Annotated in this window: 17 protein-coding genes; 3 read left to right on the top strand and 14 right to left on the bottom strand. The window is 59.8% G+C overall.

Going from position 1 to position 16,903, the window contains the following annotated elements; genetic code table 11:
• The first annotated feature begins 13 nt into the window (after positions 1–13).
• Entirely contained in the window at positions 14–1,348 is a 1,335-nt protein-coding gene (locus CFI11_RS18185; RefSeq protein ID WP_130408491.1) for an ammonium transporter, read from the top strand.
• Between the two features lie 210 nt (positions 1,349–1,558).
• Here CFI11_RS18185 and CFI11_RS18190 read toward each other — a convergent pair whose 3' ends face one another.
• The 5 genes from CFI11_RS18190 to CFI11_RS18210 all read right to left on the bottom strand — a co-directional run bounded on the left by CFI11_RS18190 (position 1,559) and on the right by CFI11_RS18210 (position 5,703).
• A complete protein-coding gene (locus CFI11_RS18190) occupies positions 1,559–2,743 on the bottom strand; it encodes an amino acid aminotransferase (RefSeq protein ID WP_130408493.1) in 1,185 nt (394 codons plus the stop codon).
• Positions 2,743–3,597, bottom strand: a complete 855-nt coding sequence (gene sseA / locus CFI11_RS18195; protein ID WP_130408495.1) for a 3-mercaptopyruvate sulfurtransferase — start codon at positions 3,595–3,597, stop codon at positions 2,743–2,745. The genes CFI11_RS18190 and sseA overlap by 1 nt, the downstream gene beginning before the upstream one ends.
• A 30-nt stretch (positions 3,598–3,627) precedes the next feature.
• Positions 3,628–4,278 carry a glutathione S-transferase family protein gene (locus CFI11_RS18200; protein ID WP_217358715.1) on the bottom strand — a complete coding sequence of 217 codons (651 nt, stop codon included), beginning with the start codon at positions 4,276–4,278 and terminating at the stop codon, positions 3,628–3,630.
• 4 nt (positions 4,279–4,282) lie between these two features.
• Complete coding sequence (smpB, locus tag CFI11_RS18205) at positions 4,283–4,759, bottom strand: SsrA-binding protein SmpB (protein WP_130408499.1); 477 nt, start codon at positions 4,757–4,759, stop codon at positions 4,283–4,285.
• Between the two features lie 125 nt (positions 4,760–4,884).
• Positions 4,885–5,703, bottom strand: a complete 819-nt coding sequence (locus tag CFI11_RS18210) for a sulfotransferase family protein (RefSeq protein ID WP_130408501.1) — start codon at positions 5,701–5,703, stop codon at positions 4,885–4,887.
• Between the two features lie 145 nt (positions 5,704–5,848).
• Between CFI11_RS18210 and CFI11_RS18215 the strand changes: the two genes are divergently transcribed.
• Positions 5,849–7,426, top strand: a complete 1,578-nt coding sequence (locus CFI11_RS18215; protein WP_130408503.1) for a DUF5928 domain-containing protein — start codon at positions 5,849–5,851, stop codon at positions 7,424–7,426.
• 16 nt (positions 7,427–7,442) lie between these two features.
• On the opposite strand, the gene CFI11_RS18220 is transcribed toward CFI11_RS18215, so the two are convergent.
• A complete protein-coding gene (locus CFI11_RS18220) occupies positions 7,443–8,255 on the bottom strand; it encodes a DUF4198 domain-containing protein (RefSeq protein ID WP_130408505.1) in 813 nt (270 codons plus the stop codon).
• A gap of 16 nt (positions 8,256–8,271) precedes the next feature.
• Between CFI11_RS18220 and CFI11_RS18225 the strand changes: the two genes are divergently transcribed.
• Entirely contained in the window at positions 8,272–9,405 is a 1,134-nt protein-coding gene (locus CFI11_RS18225) for a HupE/UreJ family protein (protein WP_130408507.1), read from the top strand.
• A gap of 5 nt (positions 9,406–9,410) precedes the next feature.
• On the opposite strand, the gene CFI11_RS18230 is transcribed toward CFI11_RS18225, so the two are convergent.
• From CFI11_RS18230 to CFI11_RS18265, 8 genes are all read right to left on the bottom strand, one after another.
• Positions 9,411–10,061, bottom strand: coding sequence for a DUF1523 family protein (locus CFI11_RS18230; RefSeq protein WP_130408509.1), 651 nt, complete (start codon positions 10,059–10,061; stop codon positions 9,411–9,413).
• Positions 10,062–10,070: 9 nt separating this feature from the next.
• Positions 10,071–10,337, bottom strand: coding sequence for a hypothetical protein (locus CFI11_RS18235; RefSeq protein ID WP_130408511.1), 267 nt, complete (start codon positions 10,335–10,337; stop codon positions 10,071–10,073).
• Entirely contained in the window at positions 10,338–11,693 is a 1,356-nt protein-coding gene (locus tag CFI11_RS18240; RefSeq protein ID WP_130408513.1) for a DUF6638 family protein, read from the bottom strand.
• On the bottom strand, positions 11,690–12,061 hold the full coding sequence (locus tag CFI11_RS18245) for a hypothetical protein (RefSeq protein WP_130408515.1): 372 nt from the start codon (positions 12,059–12,061) through the stop codon (positions 11,690–11,692). Before CFI11_RS18245 ends, CFI11_RS18240 begins: the two co-directional genes overlap by 4 nt.
• On the bottom strand, positions 12,058–12,363 hold the full coding sequence (locus CFI11_RS18250) for a hypothetical protein (protein ID WP_130408517.1): 306 nt from the start codon (positions 12,361–12,363) through the stop codon (positions 12,058–12,060). Before CFI11_RS18250 ends, CFI11_RS18245 begins: the two co-directional genes overlap by 4 nt.
• A gap of 22 nt (positions 12,364–12,385) precedes the next feature.
• Complete coding sequence (locus tag CFI11_RS18255; RefSeq protein ID WP_130408519.1) at positions 12,386–14,323, bottom strand: ATP-binding protein; 1,938 nt, start codon at positions 14,321–14,323, stop codon at positions 12,386–12,388.
• A gap of 55 nt (positions 14,324–14,378) precedes the next feature.
• Positions 14,379–15,500, bottom strand: coding sequence for a hypothetical protein (locus CFI11_RS18260; RefSeq protein WP_130408521.1), 1,122 nt, complete (start codon positions 15,498–15,500; stop codon positions 14,379–14,381).
• A gap of 122 nt (positions 15,501–15,622) precedes the next feature.
• Positions 15,623–16,699, bottom strand: coding sequence for a hypothetical protein (locus tag CFI11_RS18265; protein ID WP_130408523.1), 1,077 nt, complete (start codon positions 16,697–16,699; stop codon positions 15,623–15,625).
• Between the last annotated feature and the right edge of the window lie 204 nt (positions 16,700–16,903).

Genomic DNA, 16,903 nt, shown 5'->3' on the forward strand with positions numbered 1-16,903 from the left:
GGAAAAACGGACAATGAAAACACTCAAAACACTATCCGTCGCCGCCGCACTCGTTGCGCTGCCGACGCTGGCCCTGGCGCAGGACGGCCCGACGCCGGGCGTCAATGCCTCGACCGATTCTGTCTTTATCTTCAACTCGCTGCTCTTCCTGATCGGCGGTTTTCTTGTGTTCTGGATGGCCGCGGGCTTTGCCATGCTCGAAGCGGGTCTCGTGCGCTCCAAGAACGTGACCATGCAGCTGACGAAAAACATTTCGCTCTTTTCGCTGGCCGCGATCTTCTACTATCTGCTGGGCTATAATCTGATGTACCCGCTGGGAACCTGGATGGTCGAAGGTGTTCTGTCGGGCGTCTGGGGCGTCGGCGTCCTCGAAGCTGTTGGCGTGACCGCAGATGCGGCAGATGACTACAGCTATGCCTCGACGGGCTCGGACTTCTTCTTCCAGTTGATGTTCTGTGCCACGACCGCGTCGATCGTGTCGGGTACGCTGGCCGAGCGGATCAAACTCTGGCCCTTCCTGATTTTCGTGATCGTGCTGACCGCAGTGATCTACCCGCTGCAAGCTTCCTGGAAATGGGGCGGCGGTTTCCTCGACGAGATGGGCTTCCTCGACTTCGCAGGCTCCACCGTTGTGCACTCCGTGGGTGGCTGGGCTGCTCTGACCGGCGCGATCATTCTGGGGCCGCGGATCGGCAAGTACAAGGACGGCAAAGTCGTCCCGATGCCCGGCTCCAACCTCGCACTGGCGACACTGGGCACGTTCATCCTGTGGCTCGGCTGGTTCGGCTTCAACGGCGGCTCTCAGCTGGCCATGGGCACCGTGGGTGACGTGGCTGATGTCAGCCGGATCTTCGCCAACACCAACACGGCGGCAGCCGGTGGCGCAATCGCGGCCCTGATCCTGACGCAGCTGCTTTACAAGAAGCCTGACCTGACGATGGTTCTGAACGGCGCACTGGCCGGCCTGGTGTCGATCACGGCAGAGCCGCTGACGCCAAGCCTGGGCATGGCGACCATCATCGGTGCGATTGGCGGCGTGATCGTGGTCTTCACCGTGCCAATGCTGGACCGCATGAAGATCGACGATGTCGTCGGCGCCATCCCGGTCCACCTGATCGCGGGCATCTGGGGCACCATCGCGGTCGTTCTGACCAACCCCGACGCATCGCTGATGACACAGCTCTATGCGATCCTCGTCGTGGCCATCTTCGTGGTCGTTACCTCCGCTGTCCTCTGGTTCATCCTGAAGGTCACGATCGGTATCCGCGTCAGCGAAGAGGAAGAGATCAACGGGCTCGATATGTCGGAACTCGGCATGGAGGCCTATCCCGAATTCTCCAAAGGCTGAGTCTCCTTCCCTCAGTCTGGTGACCACTGCCCGGGCGTTCGCGCCCGGGTTTTTTCTTGCGCGACTGAAAAAATAGAGCGGCCAAATGACCGCACGCGATCTTTTATTGGCGCACCTTGCCACGGTTCCAAAAAAAAGGAGCGCCGCTGGCATCAGGCAAGTGGCGCTCTTTTCCGTATTTGGATCGAGAAGAAGAGGGACCCGCTGGCCCTAGACCCCGGCCTCCACAATCGCTTGCGCAAGGATTGGAACGGTCGTGGCGTTCAAACCCGCGATGTTCATACGGCTGTCTCCAACCATATAGATGGCATGTTCGGCCCTCAGCTTTTCAACCAGGTCCGGGGTGGTGCCAAGACGCGAGAACATCCCGCGATGTTGCGCAAGAAAGGCAAAGCGATCCGACCCTGTGCGCTGTTGGAGTTCGTCAGCGAGATGCTGACGCAGACCCAGCATGGAAAGGCGGACCTCCTCCAGCTCAGAGGCCCAGTCTGCACGCAAAGACGGGTCCTGCAAGACCATGGTCACAAGCCGTGCGCCGTGATCTGGTGGAAAAGAATAGTTCTGACGGTTCAGAAATGCGAGCGTGCCCTGGTTCAGACCGTGCTGAGACGCCTCTTGCGACACCGCCATCAGCAGGCCGGTTCGCTCACGGTAGATACCGAAATTCTTTGAGCAACTGGCCGCGATCAGGCATTCCGGCATAGAGGCCGCGACAAGGCGTGTGGCGGCGGCATCTTCCTCAAGACCGTCGCCGAACCCCTGATAAGCGATGTCGATCATGGGCACGGCGCCCTTTTTCTGCATCAGATCGATGACCGACTGCCATTCGACCAGGTTGAGATTGGCACCCGTCGGATTGTGACAGCAGCCGTGAAGCAGAACGACATCCCCGGATCGCAAAGCACCCAGGTCATCCATCATCCCTGTGAAATCCACGCCACGGGTTTCGCTGTCAAAATAGCGGTAAGACACGACCTCCATCCCCATGTATTTCAGGATGGAGAGATGGTTCGGCCAGGTCGGGTCCGAGACAAAAATGCGCGCCTCCGGGTTTGCCATCCGGATCATTTCGAAGGCCTGCCGCACAGCGCCCGTGCCTCCGGGCGTTGCGGCAGCCGCCACGATGTTCCGCGGCACCGCGTCGCCGAGGATCAGGTCGATCATCGCATCGGAAAACCCCGGATCGCCGACCAGTCCGACATAGGACTTCGTCGTTTCCTGCTCCCAAAGCTGCTTTTCCGCGGTCTTGACCGCCTGCATGATTGGCGTCACACCTTCCGCGTTTTTGTAAACCCCCACGCCAAGGTCGATCTTGGTCGGGCGCGGGTCTTCCTTGAACATCTGCATCAGCGCCAGGATCTTGTCGGCGGGCTGCGCGGTCAGGCGGTCAAACATCAGTTTTCTCCGGTTGCAACGGGAAGGGTGGAAAACGCGCCCCATTCAGCCCAAGAGCCGTCGTAAAGCGCATGATCGGTCTTGCCGATCCGTTCGAGCGCCAGGCTCAGGATCGCCGCCGTCACACCCGATCCGCAGGTCGTGATCACCGGCTTTTCGAGATCGGCACCGGCGTCTTCGAAGATACGGCGCAGATCGGCTGGGCTTTTGAAGGTCTGATCCTCGTTGAGCAACGTGGCGTAATGCACGTTCTTGGAGCCGGGAATATGGCCCGATCTCAGACCTTCACGCGGCTCGGGCGTCTCGCCCCGAAAGCGCGCGGGCGCGCGGGCATCCAGAATCTCATGGTCTTTCAGCTTGGATGCCGCCGAGACCTGGGTCACATCGCGCACCAGGTGGTTCTGCACCCGCACCGTCATATGGCGATCACGGATAACCGGCGGAAGGTCTTCGACCGGATGCCCTTCTGCTTGCCATTTCGGAAAGCCACCGTCGAGCACGGCCACGTTCATCTGTCCCATCAGGCGGAAAAGCCACCAGACACGCGCCGCAGACAAGAGGCCCGCACCGTCATAGACGACAACCTGGTGGCCATCGCCAACGCCCATCGCCCGCATACGGGACATGAACTTTTCGACCGGGGGGGCCATGTGGGGCAGCGCAGACCGATGATCGCTGATCTCGTCTATATCGAAAAAGCGCGCGCCGGGAATGTGGGCCGCATCATATTCAGACTTTGCATCACGTCCTGCATCTGGAAGATACCAGGACGCATCGAGCAAACGCAGATCGGGATCTTTCAGATGCGCGGCCAGCCAGGTGGTCGATACGATTGTTCTTGGATCGTCCTGCATGGCCATCCCCTCAAGGTCCTGACCGTCTGACTACCGTTCCGCTGCAAGCGTTTCAAGCCCGGGGTCTGTCGCAAGATAGGCGGGATGTGCCGACCAGATCGACCACCATCGTGACAGGGCGGGATGGCGTTCAACCATGGCCGCACCCTCCGGCGCCATGGTGAAATATCCCAGCATCGGGGCCAGATGGAGATCGGCCAGCGTGACATTGTTTTCGCTCAGCACCGCGCCGCTTGTGCTGAATGCCTCAAGTTCGGCAAGAACGGGAGCAGCCGCAGACAGTCCCGCACGCACCTCATCCGGGTCGGAGGCCAACCCCATGTGAGGCCGAAAGACGCTGTGGGAAAAGACCTGGCGGACCAGTGGCCAATACCCATAGCTATCGATCACATGAATGACCTGATCCATGCGGGCAGACAGCCTCGCCTCGGCCGGGACCAGGGCGTCACCGGGCAAAACGGTCGCAAGATAGCGGGTTATGGCTGCCGTCTCGTAGAGGCGAAAGCCGTCATGATCGAGCACAGGGATCCGGCGAAAGGGACTTATAGCGTCGAGATCAGGATCAGGCGGATCGGAGAACGGATTGGCCTCGACAAGGGAATAGTGCGCCTGCCGGATCTCAAGCAGCAGCCTTACGATGCGCGTGTAGACACTGTAGCGAAGGCCATACACCGTCAGCATGATGCTATCGGTTTTCCTTTAAAAGGCGTTGCTTCTGTCGTGACCAGTCGCGCTTGGCCTGGGTTTCACGCTTGTCCACGTTCTTCTTGCCCTTGGCGACGCCGATCTTCAGTTTCGCAATGCCGCGATGGTTGAAGTACAGGACCAGCGGAACTAGGGTCATGCCCTTGCGCTGGGTCGCGTTCCAGAGATCCGCAAGCTCCTTGCGACTGACAAGCAGCTTTCGCCGGCGCCGTTCTTCGTGGCGGAAGGTCTTTGCCTGATCGTAAGGCGCGATGTAAGAGTTGATCAACCACAGCTCGCCCTCTTCGACGCCGGCATAGCTTTCGGCGATGTTGGCCCCCCCCTGGCGCAGGGACTTCACCTCGGATCCTTCGAGCAGCAGCCCGCATTCGAGATCCGTCTCGATGGCATAATCGAAACGCGCGCGCCTGTTCTCGGCGACGACTTTGTAGTTGGGATCAGTCTTCTGCTTGGCCATGGCGATGCGATGTAAGGCGCGCAGCACCGCCGCGCAAGAGATGTCGGATGCAAGGGGCGCCGTTTTCCGATACGGAAAACGACCGGAATTTGCCTCAAATTCCGGATCCCGCCCGCACGGAGAGCTTAGTCTCCCAGCTTGGCATGAACCTCGTCAAGGTCGATTTCACCGATGGGCATTTTGTTCGATGGATCGTCGAAGTCGTATTTGAACAGATCGAAATCGCGATGATACATTTCATAGACGAGGTGCATCGACAGATCGTCGAAGTAGTCCTCGACAGGATGCAGCCTTTTCGGACCATGTCCTTCGCTCTCATTGAACCTCGGTATCTTGGTCACATCCACAGTGTGACGTGTCTCGACCGCGTTCAGAACGTCCTTCATGCCCTGGTTGAACGTCTCCGTCCAGAAGATGCGATCATACATCCCGCCGTTCACGATGAAGGTCGAGACATGACCTGACATGGCCGACCAGTGAATGTCCGGGTCCATCGGCCTGCGCCAGCGGATGGTATCACGTGCGAACAGCAGAAAGCGGCGGAAGCTCTTGATCTGGTCAAAGTCGTCCTTCCCCTCCTCGCCCCCGACATCGATGCCGTATTTCTGAACCAGCAGCGGGACCAGATTGCCGCGATAGCGCTTGCCGTTCCGCTGGATGCCGCAAATCTTGTCAAAGAACGAACTGAGGATCCGCGTATAAGGGTTCCTGACGCAGGTGAACGCGTAAGAGGTGTGTGATCGCACGTTCTTGGTGATCGGCTCCTGGCTCGCTTCGATCGCCCATTTGTGCATCCCGCTTTGAGCGTCGTGGATGTCGCCGTCAAAGAACTCTCCGTGATCGGAGAAATACATGATCTGGCCGATCGTCGAGCATGCGCATTTCGGCACGACGCGATAAACGACGCTCTCGCTTTCCGTCATCCAGGTGCCGGGAAACCCCATCTCGACTGCCTCCTCCGTGCCGCGGTACGTTTGCTGCCCGCAGGTCACCTTTGCTATAAAAAAGCAAATAAATCCTATTCATTCAACGTGTCTTCATCATTATCAAGGAAGACAACCAAACAGAACACGAGCAGAACGGAGCCGGATGGCAAGAATTGCATATATATTGCTGTGCCACAAAGACCCGGATGCTGTTATCCTGCAGGCGCAACGTCTGACGGCGGCGGGCGACTATATGTCGATCCATTTCGATGCGCGGGCTCCCGCCGACGCGTTTCAACGGATCAAGTCAGCACTGGACGACAACCCGCGCGTGGCCTTCGCCCATACGCGTATCAAATGCGGCTGGGGCGCGTGGTCTCTCGTCCAAGCGTCCCTTTACGCCATTGAATCGGCCGTTGATGCGTTCCCGCGCGCGACCCATTTCTACATGCTCTCCGGCGATTGCATGGCGATCAAAACGGCTGAATACGCCCATCGGTTCCTCGACGAAAACGATGCCGACTTCATCGAAAGCTTCGACTATTTCGACAGCGACTGGATCAAGACCGGCTGGAAGGAAGAGCGGCTGATCTACCGCCACTTCTTTAACGAACGCACCCAGCCCAAGCTGTTCTATGCGGCATTCAACCTTCAAGAAAAGCTTGGACTGACGCGCAACATCCCCGCCGACATCCAGGTGCAGATCGGCAGCCAATGGTGGTGCCTGCGCCGCCGCACGATCGAGTGGATCCTGGACTTCACACGCCGCCGCCGCGACGTCATGCGCTTTTTCCGCACCACCTGGATCCCGGACGAGACGTTCTTTCAGACCCTCGTGCGCCATGTCGTGCCCGGGCACGAGATCCGCAACCGGACCCTGACCTTCCTGATGTTTTCCGACTACGGCATGCCCGTGGCGTTCTACAACGATCACTACGACATGCTGCTGACACAGGATTTCCTCTTTGCGCGCAAAATCAGCCCCGAGGCGGAAGAACTCAAGAGCAGGCTGGGTGATCTATACTCCGACACCGGTGTCGAATTTCGCATCTCCAACGAGGGGCAAAGCCTTTACACCTTCCTGACCGGTCGGGGGCGCATCGGGCGGCGCTTTTCCATGCGGTTTTGGGAAACCGAAAGCTCCCTGGGCCGCCAGCGTGAGCTGATGATTGTGACCTGCAAGAAATGGCATGTCGCAAAACGCCTGCTGCATCAAATTCGGCAGATCACCAACGTCCCCACGATCGAATACCTCTTTAACGAGGAGGAAACGACTTTGCCGGATCTAGGCGGGATCCAGTCTACTTTGTGGAAACGCACCCGTCACCGGCGCGCGCTGATGCGCATGCTCTTTGACTACTACGAGACCGACCGCCTGATCGTCTGCATGGATCCCGGAAATCTCGACCTGATGCAGGATTTCTTCACCGACCGTTCAAAAACGCGTCTGCTGGAAATCCAGTGCAAATTCACCGAGGAGTACCTGATCGGACACGCCATGCGCGTGGGCCTTGCGGGCGAACAAACAAGTCAAGCCACCCTCGACGGCCTGATCCCGACGATCCGCAACGACATCGTATATGAAAGCGATCTCATCAGAGACGCGAATTTCGAACATCACTACCGCATGCGCGAAACCGCCGATCTGGACGAGAATATGCACGCGCTGACGCAGTTCCTGACCATCGACACCGACAAAGCGCGTGCCCTGGCCGAGACCGAGTACCTTTTTGCCGACTGATCCTCTTTCGGCGTCTTCACCGTTCCGCGGGCACCTGAAAGGTAAGCGCAGCCCATAGCGTTTCCCAAACAGCGGTCTCCGTCTCGGCTGCCGGGCGCAGAATGACGGCGTCCAGAAGATAGCGATGGCCCGGTGTCACCGGTATCCAAACACGCCCTTCGGCATCGGTTCTTTGGGTTGAGACGATGACGAAATCATCAGGTCCCCTGTCGAACACCTCGACCTGCGCGTCCCGACGCGGCACGCCGCGATAAAGCAGGCGCACCGGAAAGGTGCCGTTCAGATCATCGGTATAGGGATTGGCTTCGGCCACGAACTCCGTCTCCATGCCGGTTTCCGCGTCCGCGCCCTGGGCGTGACCGACACCGACCAGCGCCTTTGCAAAGCGCACGTAAAGCTCTTCAAAACCCATCTCCGGCAGACCTCGCGCCTGATGGCGCGCCCGGATGTCCGGGAAATCCTTGTGATCGGCGAAACGCTGAAACTTGCTCCAGGTCGTGTAAGCGATCGTACTGTGCGCAGTCTGATGCACCGCGACCAGCAATCCATCCCCAAGCGGTTGCGTTTCGAGTGCCGGAATATCACCCATCCGGGCCTCGACCGCGGTGGTGTCGCCGTTTTGAACAATGTCATAGCGGGCCGTGCGCCGTTCGAAGTAAGCCAGCGTGATGCCGCCGAAGTTCTCGCCATTTTTGAAATCTGCGACAACGGGCGCACCGCTTTCGACTTGATATTGCTGCGGTTCGATCCAAAACTCGTGCGCGACGGCGCCGTTGGCGGGTGCCCCCAGCGCAAGAGTAAGGGCAGCTAGGATGCGGCGAACAGTCATGGGCAGGCCTCGGATGATGGTTGCGTCAAAACTGCGCACCCTTCTGGTCTTGTCAAGTCTCTGGCTCATCAGCCTCGGTGCTGTGGTCGACGCGCACGAAGTCACCCCGACCATCGGCGATCTGACCGTCACAGACGGGCAGCTGGAGCTTGACCTGCGCTTGAACATAGAAGCGTTCGTGGCGGGGATCGACCTTGACGGGCTGGCGGATACCAACGCGTCGGACCGGTCGAACGCCTATGACAGGCTGCGCGCCCTGCCCCCCCAGGCGCTTGAAAGAGAGGTCCGTGATTTTGCACCGGGCTGGCTGGAATGGCTGCGCATCGATGCAGCCGGCCAACCCGTGCCACTTGACGTCGCGCGGGTTGAGGTGCCCGAGGTCGGCGATGTCGAACAGCCCCGCGCCACGCACCTGGTGGTGACAGGCCAGATGCCAAGCGAGGCTGGCAGCCTGGTGCTCACATGGCCTGACGGCGCGGGTGACCTTGTCCTGCGCCAACAAGGGGTCGAGGAGCCCTTTACCGGCTATCTCGAAGGTGGTCAGACGACCACCGAAATCCCTCTTGCCGGAGGGGGCATGCTGACGGGATGGCAGGTCTTTGCAGGCTACATACCCGTGGGCTTCGATCACATCCTGCCCAAGGGTCTCGACCATATACTGTTCGTTCTGGGCCTGTTTTTCCTCAGCACCCGCCTGATGCCGCTGATCTGGCAGGTCAGCGCGTTTACCCTCGCCCACACCGTCACGCTGGCCCTGGGCGCGCTCGACATCATCCGCATTCCCGGCGAGATCGTGGAACCGCTGATCGCCGCTTCCATCGTTTATGTCGCGGTCGAGAACATCTTTACCGACGGGCTCAACAAATGGCGGCCCGCGCTCGTCTTCGCGTTTGGCCTTCTGCACGGGCTTGGCTTTGCCTCCGTGCTGGAGGAGTTCGGCCTGCCCGCAAGCCAGTTCCTGCCCGCATTGATCGGCTTCAATATCGGAGTGGAGCTGGGCCAACTGACCGTGATCGCCATTGCCTTCCTTCTGGTGGGCTATTGGTTCGGTCAGAAAGCGTGGTATCGCAGCCGCATCGCCATTCCATGCTCTGCCGTGATCGCTGCCATCGGCGCGTTCTGGTTTATCGAACGCATCTTTCTGACCTGACGCACCTATTTGCTGCGCCAGCTATCCAGCCAACGCCGCAATCGCCCGCGACGCTCGTCAACGGCATCACCGGCGGCTTCCCAGCTATCTGCGATGTCTTCGAGCGTCGGATCAATGCGTGCGGCCCGAAACCGGCGCCAGCGAACCCAAATCGCGTAGACCGACGCAAAAAAGACCGTCAGGATCACGATATTCACCCAATTGATCGGCTTTCCAACCTCTGGCCCGTCAATCGGGCGAAGGCTGATCGCATTGGGATAGATCGTCAAAAACTCGTTCCGCCAGCCATAATGCGTCATCAGAAACCATTCCGGATTGGCGCGGGTCGAGACAGCGGCCTGCGCTTCGGCCTGCAGGTTGGAACTGTCGAGCTTGAAATAGGGCGGCCAGCCAAACCCCGTATCCTCGTTGCGGTAGACCATGATCCGGCCATTCGCACGGGTGGCATTGATCAACCGCAGATCCCGGTTCTGCACCGCCTCGTCGTTGCCGGTATCCCCCTGGGCGTAGAATATCCTGTTAAAGCCCGAAAAATCCTGACGAATGATCTCGGTCCCTTGGATACGCACGATATCGCGCTGGGGTAGGGTGTAGTGGAAAAAGGCCGCGATAAAGGTCCAGATAACGATCCAGAACGTCCACTTGAGATAGACCATGTCCAGTCCTCACATAAAATTCGTGACGTAGATCAGCACGCCGATCAACGTGATCGGCACAACGTATACGCCCAGGATCAGCTTGCGCCGGATGGAGCCGTCATATTCCTCAAGCCCGGCACGCACAAATGCTTCCTTGTCGCCGCTGTGCCCTTCGGTATGCCACGCCTCTTCCAGCTTTTTGCGCCGCACGCTGCGGGAATAAAGCGACAGACACACATAGACGACTGTCAGAAAAGCCAGCAGCATCAATACCATGCGACCAAGTGCAATCATTCAAAGTCTCCTCATGGCGCCCCAGGGTCCGACCCGTGCGATCATGTCACGCTTGGGGCGTTTCGGCGGGGGAGCGGGGTCAGCCATATCGGGCTCATGCCCGAAAAGCGCGGCGCGCGCGCCTGCCTTGTCGACTTGGTATTCACGCGCCAGAAAGTCCACCACATAGGCCCGTTTCGCATCGGGCCAGCCGGCATAAAGGCGATAAAAAAGATCCTTGTGGCAGATGAAAAGCTGACGCACGTCCATCTGCGTTAATTCCGCCAGCAGCATGTTGACCAGATCCGCATCCGGATGTGCCGCCGCGCGCAAAGTGTAGAAATAGGCCGGGTGGTCGGAACTGATGCGCGGCCAGTCTCCGCCCCCTTCCGCCCAGCGCAACATCGCCGCCAGACCGTGAAACGCCTCCGGCAGATCGTCCGCATGCCGCCGGGCCAGCCGGCGCATATCGGCGCGGGTCGCTCCGGTGAGGTCAATGTCCCGTTCGGCGGCGACGTCGACCAGAATGAAATCCATCTTCTGCCGCAGGATCGCCGCCGCATCCACACCACGAGCCTTCACAATCGGCTCCACCAGATCGTTGTACTCAAAGAACTTGGCGATCCGGTTCCGCTGGCTCAGATCAAAAACGTATTTCGTCGGCAAGTCGCCCAACGCCGCGCGGTCCTGCGAGGCGATTGCCGCGGGATGGTCCATCTCCTGAAACAGGTAGAGCCCCCCGAAATGCGCCGTCCAGAAATTGCGCTGGTCAAAGGACATCTCCTTCAATCGCACCGGATTGCGCGCGATGTCCCCGGTCTTGCCCGCCAGCCCAATCATCTCGGCGATCAGCACATCGTCGAACCACGCATCTTCTTCGGTCTTGAACCGGTCCACCATCCCGGCCAGCCGGTCCACATCGCGCAGCGTGCCGCCCGTCGTATCCGCCTCGATCTCGATTTTGCGGATATCGAAGAGCTTGCGCGGCGAGGACACGTCATAGACCGAATTCACCATCTCGCCCGCCACCGCATCCTTCGCGGTCAGCGCGAAAAGCTGCGCCTCGTTCTCCTCGATGAACTTCCGCAGGATGCCACGGGACGTCGAGAATTTGGCATTCAAGAGCGGCGCGCGCTTCTGTTCGGTCGTGAGCAGGATGAATTGGCGGTTCACACCCGCATGGTTGAGATAGAGCGGATCGTCCAGTTCCTCTCCGATCTCCGGCGCGAAACCCGAAATGTCGATGTGAAAGTCGCTAAGCGCGGTGCGCTTGCCGGTCAGATGCTCCAGTGCGCGGTTGTAGCGTTCGACCAGAACGGGGCTTTCGACATGGACGAGGTTGCCGAACATCAGCCCCTTTTCGATAAGCCGCCTCATGCGCCGCCCTCCCGCATGCCATCTTCGCTGCGCAACCGCTCGACCCGCTGCGCCATCCCGAACCAGACCAGCGCGAGGATCGGCAGCCAGAGGAGCGCAAAGCCCAGCGCGCTTTGCAGGTAGTAGAGCATCAATCCAAATGTACCCGCAATCGCCGCACCTGCAGAAAAATCCCTGTCGTCGAAGAGCGCCAGAAGCACCCCGCTCAAGACCAGCAAAAGCCCCGCACTCATCGTGATGCCACCCGCCAAACGCCGATGAGAACGCGTTTCACGCGGCACGAAGAGGCGCGGCACAAGAAGAGCCGCAAGGCCCACCAGGATCAGCGGCAGCCCGGTATTGGCGAGTGTGATAGTGTCGAAACTCATACCTTGACCCGCCGCATCTGCAACAGCGTCACACTCGCCAACAGCAGCAGGGGCAACGCGAAGTCCCGATAGGCAAGCTGCGCGTTGAAGACCAGATAGGCCGTCAGGCTCCCCTCAAAGAGCAACAGCGACTCCTCCAAAGGCAACCCCTCGAACCCCCGCGCCGCGTTGATCCCAAACGATCCCGCAAAGAGCAGCGAAACCGCGCCCAGAAAGATCCCAACACCCCGCCGCGCCGTGGGCTTTGCGATTGCAAAGCCAAGCCCGATTGCGGCCACGCAGAGGACAAGCGTCACAATCATGTCCACGCCCCTTGCTGCGCACTCACCCTTTCCCCTCCAGATACCGCCGCTTGGCCTCTTCCATCCGGCCCATGTCCCGCACTGCATCCTCGATGGCCACTTCATCCGACTTGTCGGCATAGCGAAACTCGCTGTCGGCGTATCGGTTGATCTCCTGGATCACCATCTCCACCGTGATCGGATGGCGGAGTTCCTCGATCATGCCTTTCTTCTCGTCATAGGGTTTGAAGAGGAAGAGATCGGGCTCCTCCATCCACTCATCGGGCAATTCGAAATCCATCGCGCGGACCTTCACCGCGTCGGTGATGTTCTTGATCGCGCGCCCCGTGAAACGTTCGTCAGCCTCCTGAATGCCCTTCAGATAGGTTCCGAGCTTCGCGATCGTATCAAGGGCACCTAAATCCTGTGCGACCCTCTCGTAAACCCGGATAAGGCCCTGCTCCTGCGGTCTGGCATGGCTTTCAAAGCTGGCGGCCACGGCTTTCTTGATCTCCTGAGCGGCATAGATCTCATGCTGCCCCAGCGGGATGTCGTGGTTTTTCCCCATCAGCAGGTAGAGGATGTCGATGTAATCCTCCCGCGTCTGCGGCCCATCGACAAGGAACCGCGCTCCGGCCCTTTGCCGCAGCGCATCATCCACGTTTTCGGGATAATTCGAGAACATCCCGAAGGTACAGTTGCCCCGCACCACCGTATTGGCACCAGCAAAGCTCTCCATCAGCACCGCCGTGATCTCAAGCTGCCCCGCCGAGGACTGCCGGTCGCCACGCTTGCCGGCCAACTGGTCGATGTCGTCGATGGTTCCGAAGCCGATCACCGTGGGATCGATGACGGTGTTGATGAAAGCCTTCGCGTTCTGCCCAGACTTGCCCTGATAGCTGTCGATATTGTCTGTGCTCAGGTTCTGGTAGCGGAACGGGTAGCCCGCGATCTGGCAATAGTCATGGATCATGCCGGCCATCATCTGGATCAGCGTCGTCTTGCCCGTTCCCGGGGCCCCGTCGCCCATGAAGGTGAATATGAACCCGCCCAGTTCGGCAAAGGGGTTGAGCCGCCGGTCGAAATCATAGGCCATCAGCATCTTGGCGAGCTTCATCGCCTGATACTTGGCGATATGGTTGCCCACGACCTCGTTGGGCTGCTTGAAGGTCATTGTGAGCGTCGTGGCCTTGGCTTTCGAGGCCGGCTCGAACCCCCGGATCACCAGATCGTCGGCCTCGACCTTCCAAGAGGCCGCCCGGAACGGCTCCAGCCGGGGCGCGGTCTGGGCGCGAAGGGCCGTCTTTTCCATGACCTGTTCCGCAAAGGCGGTGACCGTGCCGATCAGATGTGCGTCATCATTGGCATGTCTGGCGAGGTCCTGATCCAGTTCCCAAAGCAGGCCGTGCAGGGCAAGCTGGCCGTTTTCGGTCAGCAATTCCTCGACCTCGCCCACCTCGACCGTGATCTCGCCCTGATGCGCCGCCATGAGTTGCGCGATGGCGCAGCCGAAAACCTGCGCCGTGATCAGCGCCTCGGCGGCAAGCAACTCAGTGAACTCCGTCTTCTTGCCCGCAGCCAGGCTGCCCGCGAGATTGGCCCGCTTCAGATCGGCAAGGGCGGTCTGGCTGGCATAGGCCTCCGCCACGGCCAGAGAGATGGCGACGGACCGGCGCAGGGCATGCATCACCGTGGCCTGCGCGGGCGAGGTCAGCGCCTCCTCGGCATCGACCTCGGCAATGCGCGCGAGAAGCTGAACGCCTTCGGACCGGGCCGCGCGCTCTGTCACGAGGCCGGGCGTCGTGCTCCGAAACCGTCGCCGCGTCCCGATGCCGGCCGAGCGCTCCTCCGCCGGTGCGGGCGTCGTCGCGGCGGCAATGCGTGGCGCGTGATCAAAGCCCTGCAACAGGGCCAGAGCCGCCGGGTAATGCGCAACGATCTCGGTTTCGCGCAGTTCCATCTGGTCGGAGGTCAAACTCATCTCTGAAACCCTGTTCTTCTTCTCGATCCAAATACGGTCGCCGAAGGCATAAAAGTTAATATCTCAACACCCGCCCCTGAGGGCTGACCACGAATTTGCGCACCTCGGCGAACCCGGGCGGGTTCTTCTCGGCCAGCACCTGGTAGGGTCGCTGGGGCAGGATGATGTTGCGCTCCGTCCGCGTGGCCCCGGTATCCGCCCCGCGCCCGCCAAAGGGGTCCAGCGCGAAGACCTGCCGCTCCACGCTCGAAAACCAGCCCGCGCGTTCCGACATCACCCGCTCGCTTTCCAGCTCTTCGGTGGTCCAGACCAGCGCCCAGTCCTGCCCTTCGGGCGCGCGGGCCTCTTCCAGCACCGACCGCAGCGGACCCGCCTGCCGTGTATAGGCGCTCGAATACATCGGTCCCACATGCAGCCGCTTGAAAAGCTTGGGATGCAGGTCGTCGAAATCCTGATCGAAGCCCTGTGCGATGGTGACCAGCTTCAGCCCACCCAGACTTTGTGCCATCAGATGCGCCTGCACTTCCGGCCAGCGCCTCTGATCTTTCGGCAACGCGATCTTCCCGGTATCTTCCAACTCCATCAGGTAGATCACCGGCAGGTTGATCTGGCTGTCATAGACCGCCCAATGCAGCAGGAACCGCCGCCGGCGTTCCTCCAGATTGCCCAGCCACTGGCATTCGGGATCGTTCTGCGCCCAGAACAGCTCCCCCCTGGCCAGTTCTTCGTAATAGAGCCTCTGGCTCAATGCGAATTGCAGCTTGGTGGGGATCTGTCGGTCGCTGATGATGGTGCGGACCATCTCGTCCTTCATCTCGTCAACCGGAGGCATGTTCTCCAAATGCCGCTCCGCCTGCTGGGCGTCGTTGGCCATGGTCAGAAGCTCTGCCGCCACGGGAAAGCCGCTCTCCTGGCTGTCCATGGCAAGGCTGCCGAAGAAGCGTCCCGTATCGCGCCCGACGAGGAGGTATTTCATGCTGAGCGCCCGGAAGGTGTAAGTCAGGTTCTGCACGTAGCGTGCCAGCACCTTGACCTCGTGCTCGCTCAGCCGGCCATCGGTCTCCATCACCGCGGCCACCCGCAGCAGATGCGCGGTGATGGCCTCGAACTTCTTGAAATAGCGACGTGAGGCGAAGGTATCGGTCAGACCCACCGCGTTCGGAGCAAGGTCAGTCATATCGCACAGGTCCATGGTGCAGAACATTCGTTCCGCAGACCGGCGCGGCTTTGCCGCGCAGCCCCCTCCCTCCCCCCCTGGGGAGGGGGCTTGTCAGCCGAACATCTGTTTTGAGCATCAAATCACGCGCCGTAGAGGTTCTTGTCATGCTTCTCGATGATCTTGGCGAAGCGCCTTGCAAAGCGTTCGTCCGCCTTGGCCTTGGCCTCCAACACGTCGCGGGCAAAGACCATGTGCTCCTCGTGCGCTTCCAGCATGTCGGCCATCTTCTGGTTCGTCGCCGTCCCGATGGCCGCCATCGCCCCTTGCGCCTCCTGATCGGTTTTCACCCCGATCTCGTTGATCCGGTGAGCGATGTCCTGTTGCTGGGCGGTCTTGAGCGACTTCGAAAGCGCATCATAAAGCACCACGCGCTGCTTGGTATCCGTCTGCAGCTTGTTGATCAGCACCATCTGCGTGGCCGCCTGGTTCTGGAGCGAATCCACCCAGGTCTTGCCCTTCTCGATATAGCGCTCCAGCGTCTGGGACTTGGCAAGCTTGACCTGTTCCTGCTGGACCATCTCGTTATAGGCCTTGTTGAGATCGGCGAGCTCCGTCTCAAGCTTGGTGCGCTCTGCCGCGTCCTGTTCCACCGCGATCTTGTTCTCCAGCGCGATGATCTTGGGATCCATCGCCAGGATATCCGCGCGCACCGTCTCCAGCTCCTGCACCGTGAATTCCCGCTCATCCAGCGTTTCGGTCAGGTTCGTTTCCACCTTGGCTTTCTGGCTTTCCAGAAGCTGCAATTGCCCTTCCAGCAATTGGACGATCACGTCTGATTTGCTGATCAGATCCTGCAACTTGTCGTCGATGCTGGCCGTGCGCATCCGTTCCTGCCGCATCGACTCCGATTTGCCTCTGGAGAAGATGCCGACAAAGCTCTCCCAGCCGGTTTTCGAGCGCATCTCGTCAAAATCCTTCGAGAATGCGCTGGTCACATCATCAAGCCCCATGATCAACTCGGCGATGTTGGCATTCATCACTTCGGTGTGGGCATGCACATCGTCCAGCGTCGCATTCTCGATATCGATGCTGGCATCCTCGCCCGCCTTGATCTTTTCCCGCGCGGTTTCGATCCGGCTGGTCAGCGCCTCGATATCCGCCTGGCTCTTGGCCACCTGCGCCTGCGACTCGCGCACCAGCGCGTCAAAATCCGCCATTAAATCCTCCGTTCGCCATTCGCTTGGCCCTTATATAGGTGATGTTAATATGATTTACATCTGCCAAAAAAGAAATCTCAGATGCAGCATGGCAAATGGGACGCAACATGGAAAGCCCGCAGTCCGGACCGCGGACTTTGAAGCTGAGAAAGGCCAATTCGATGCATAAGGGCTTAAGGTCACTTCAAGACGTCGCCAAAGACC

This window comes from Thalassococcus sp. S3, assembly GCF_004216475.1.
Classification (GTDB): Bacteria; Pseudomonadota; Alphaproteobacteria; order Rhodobacterales; family Rhodobacteraceae.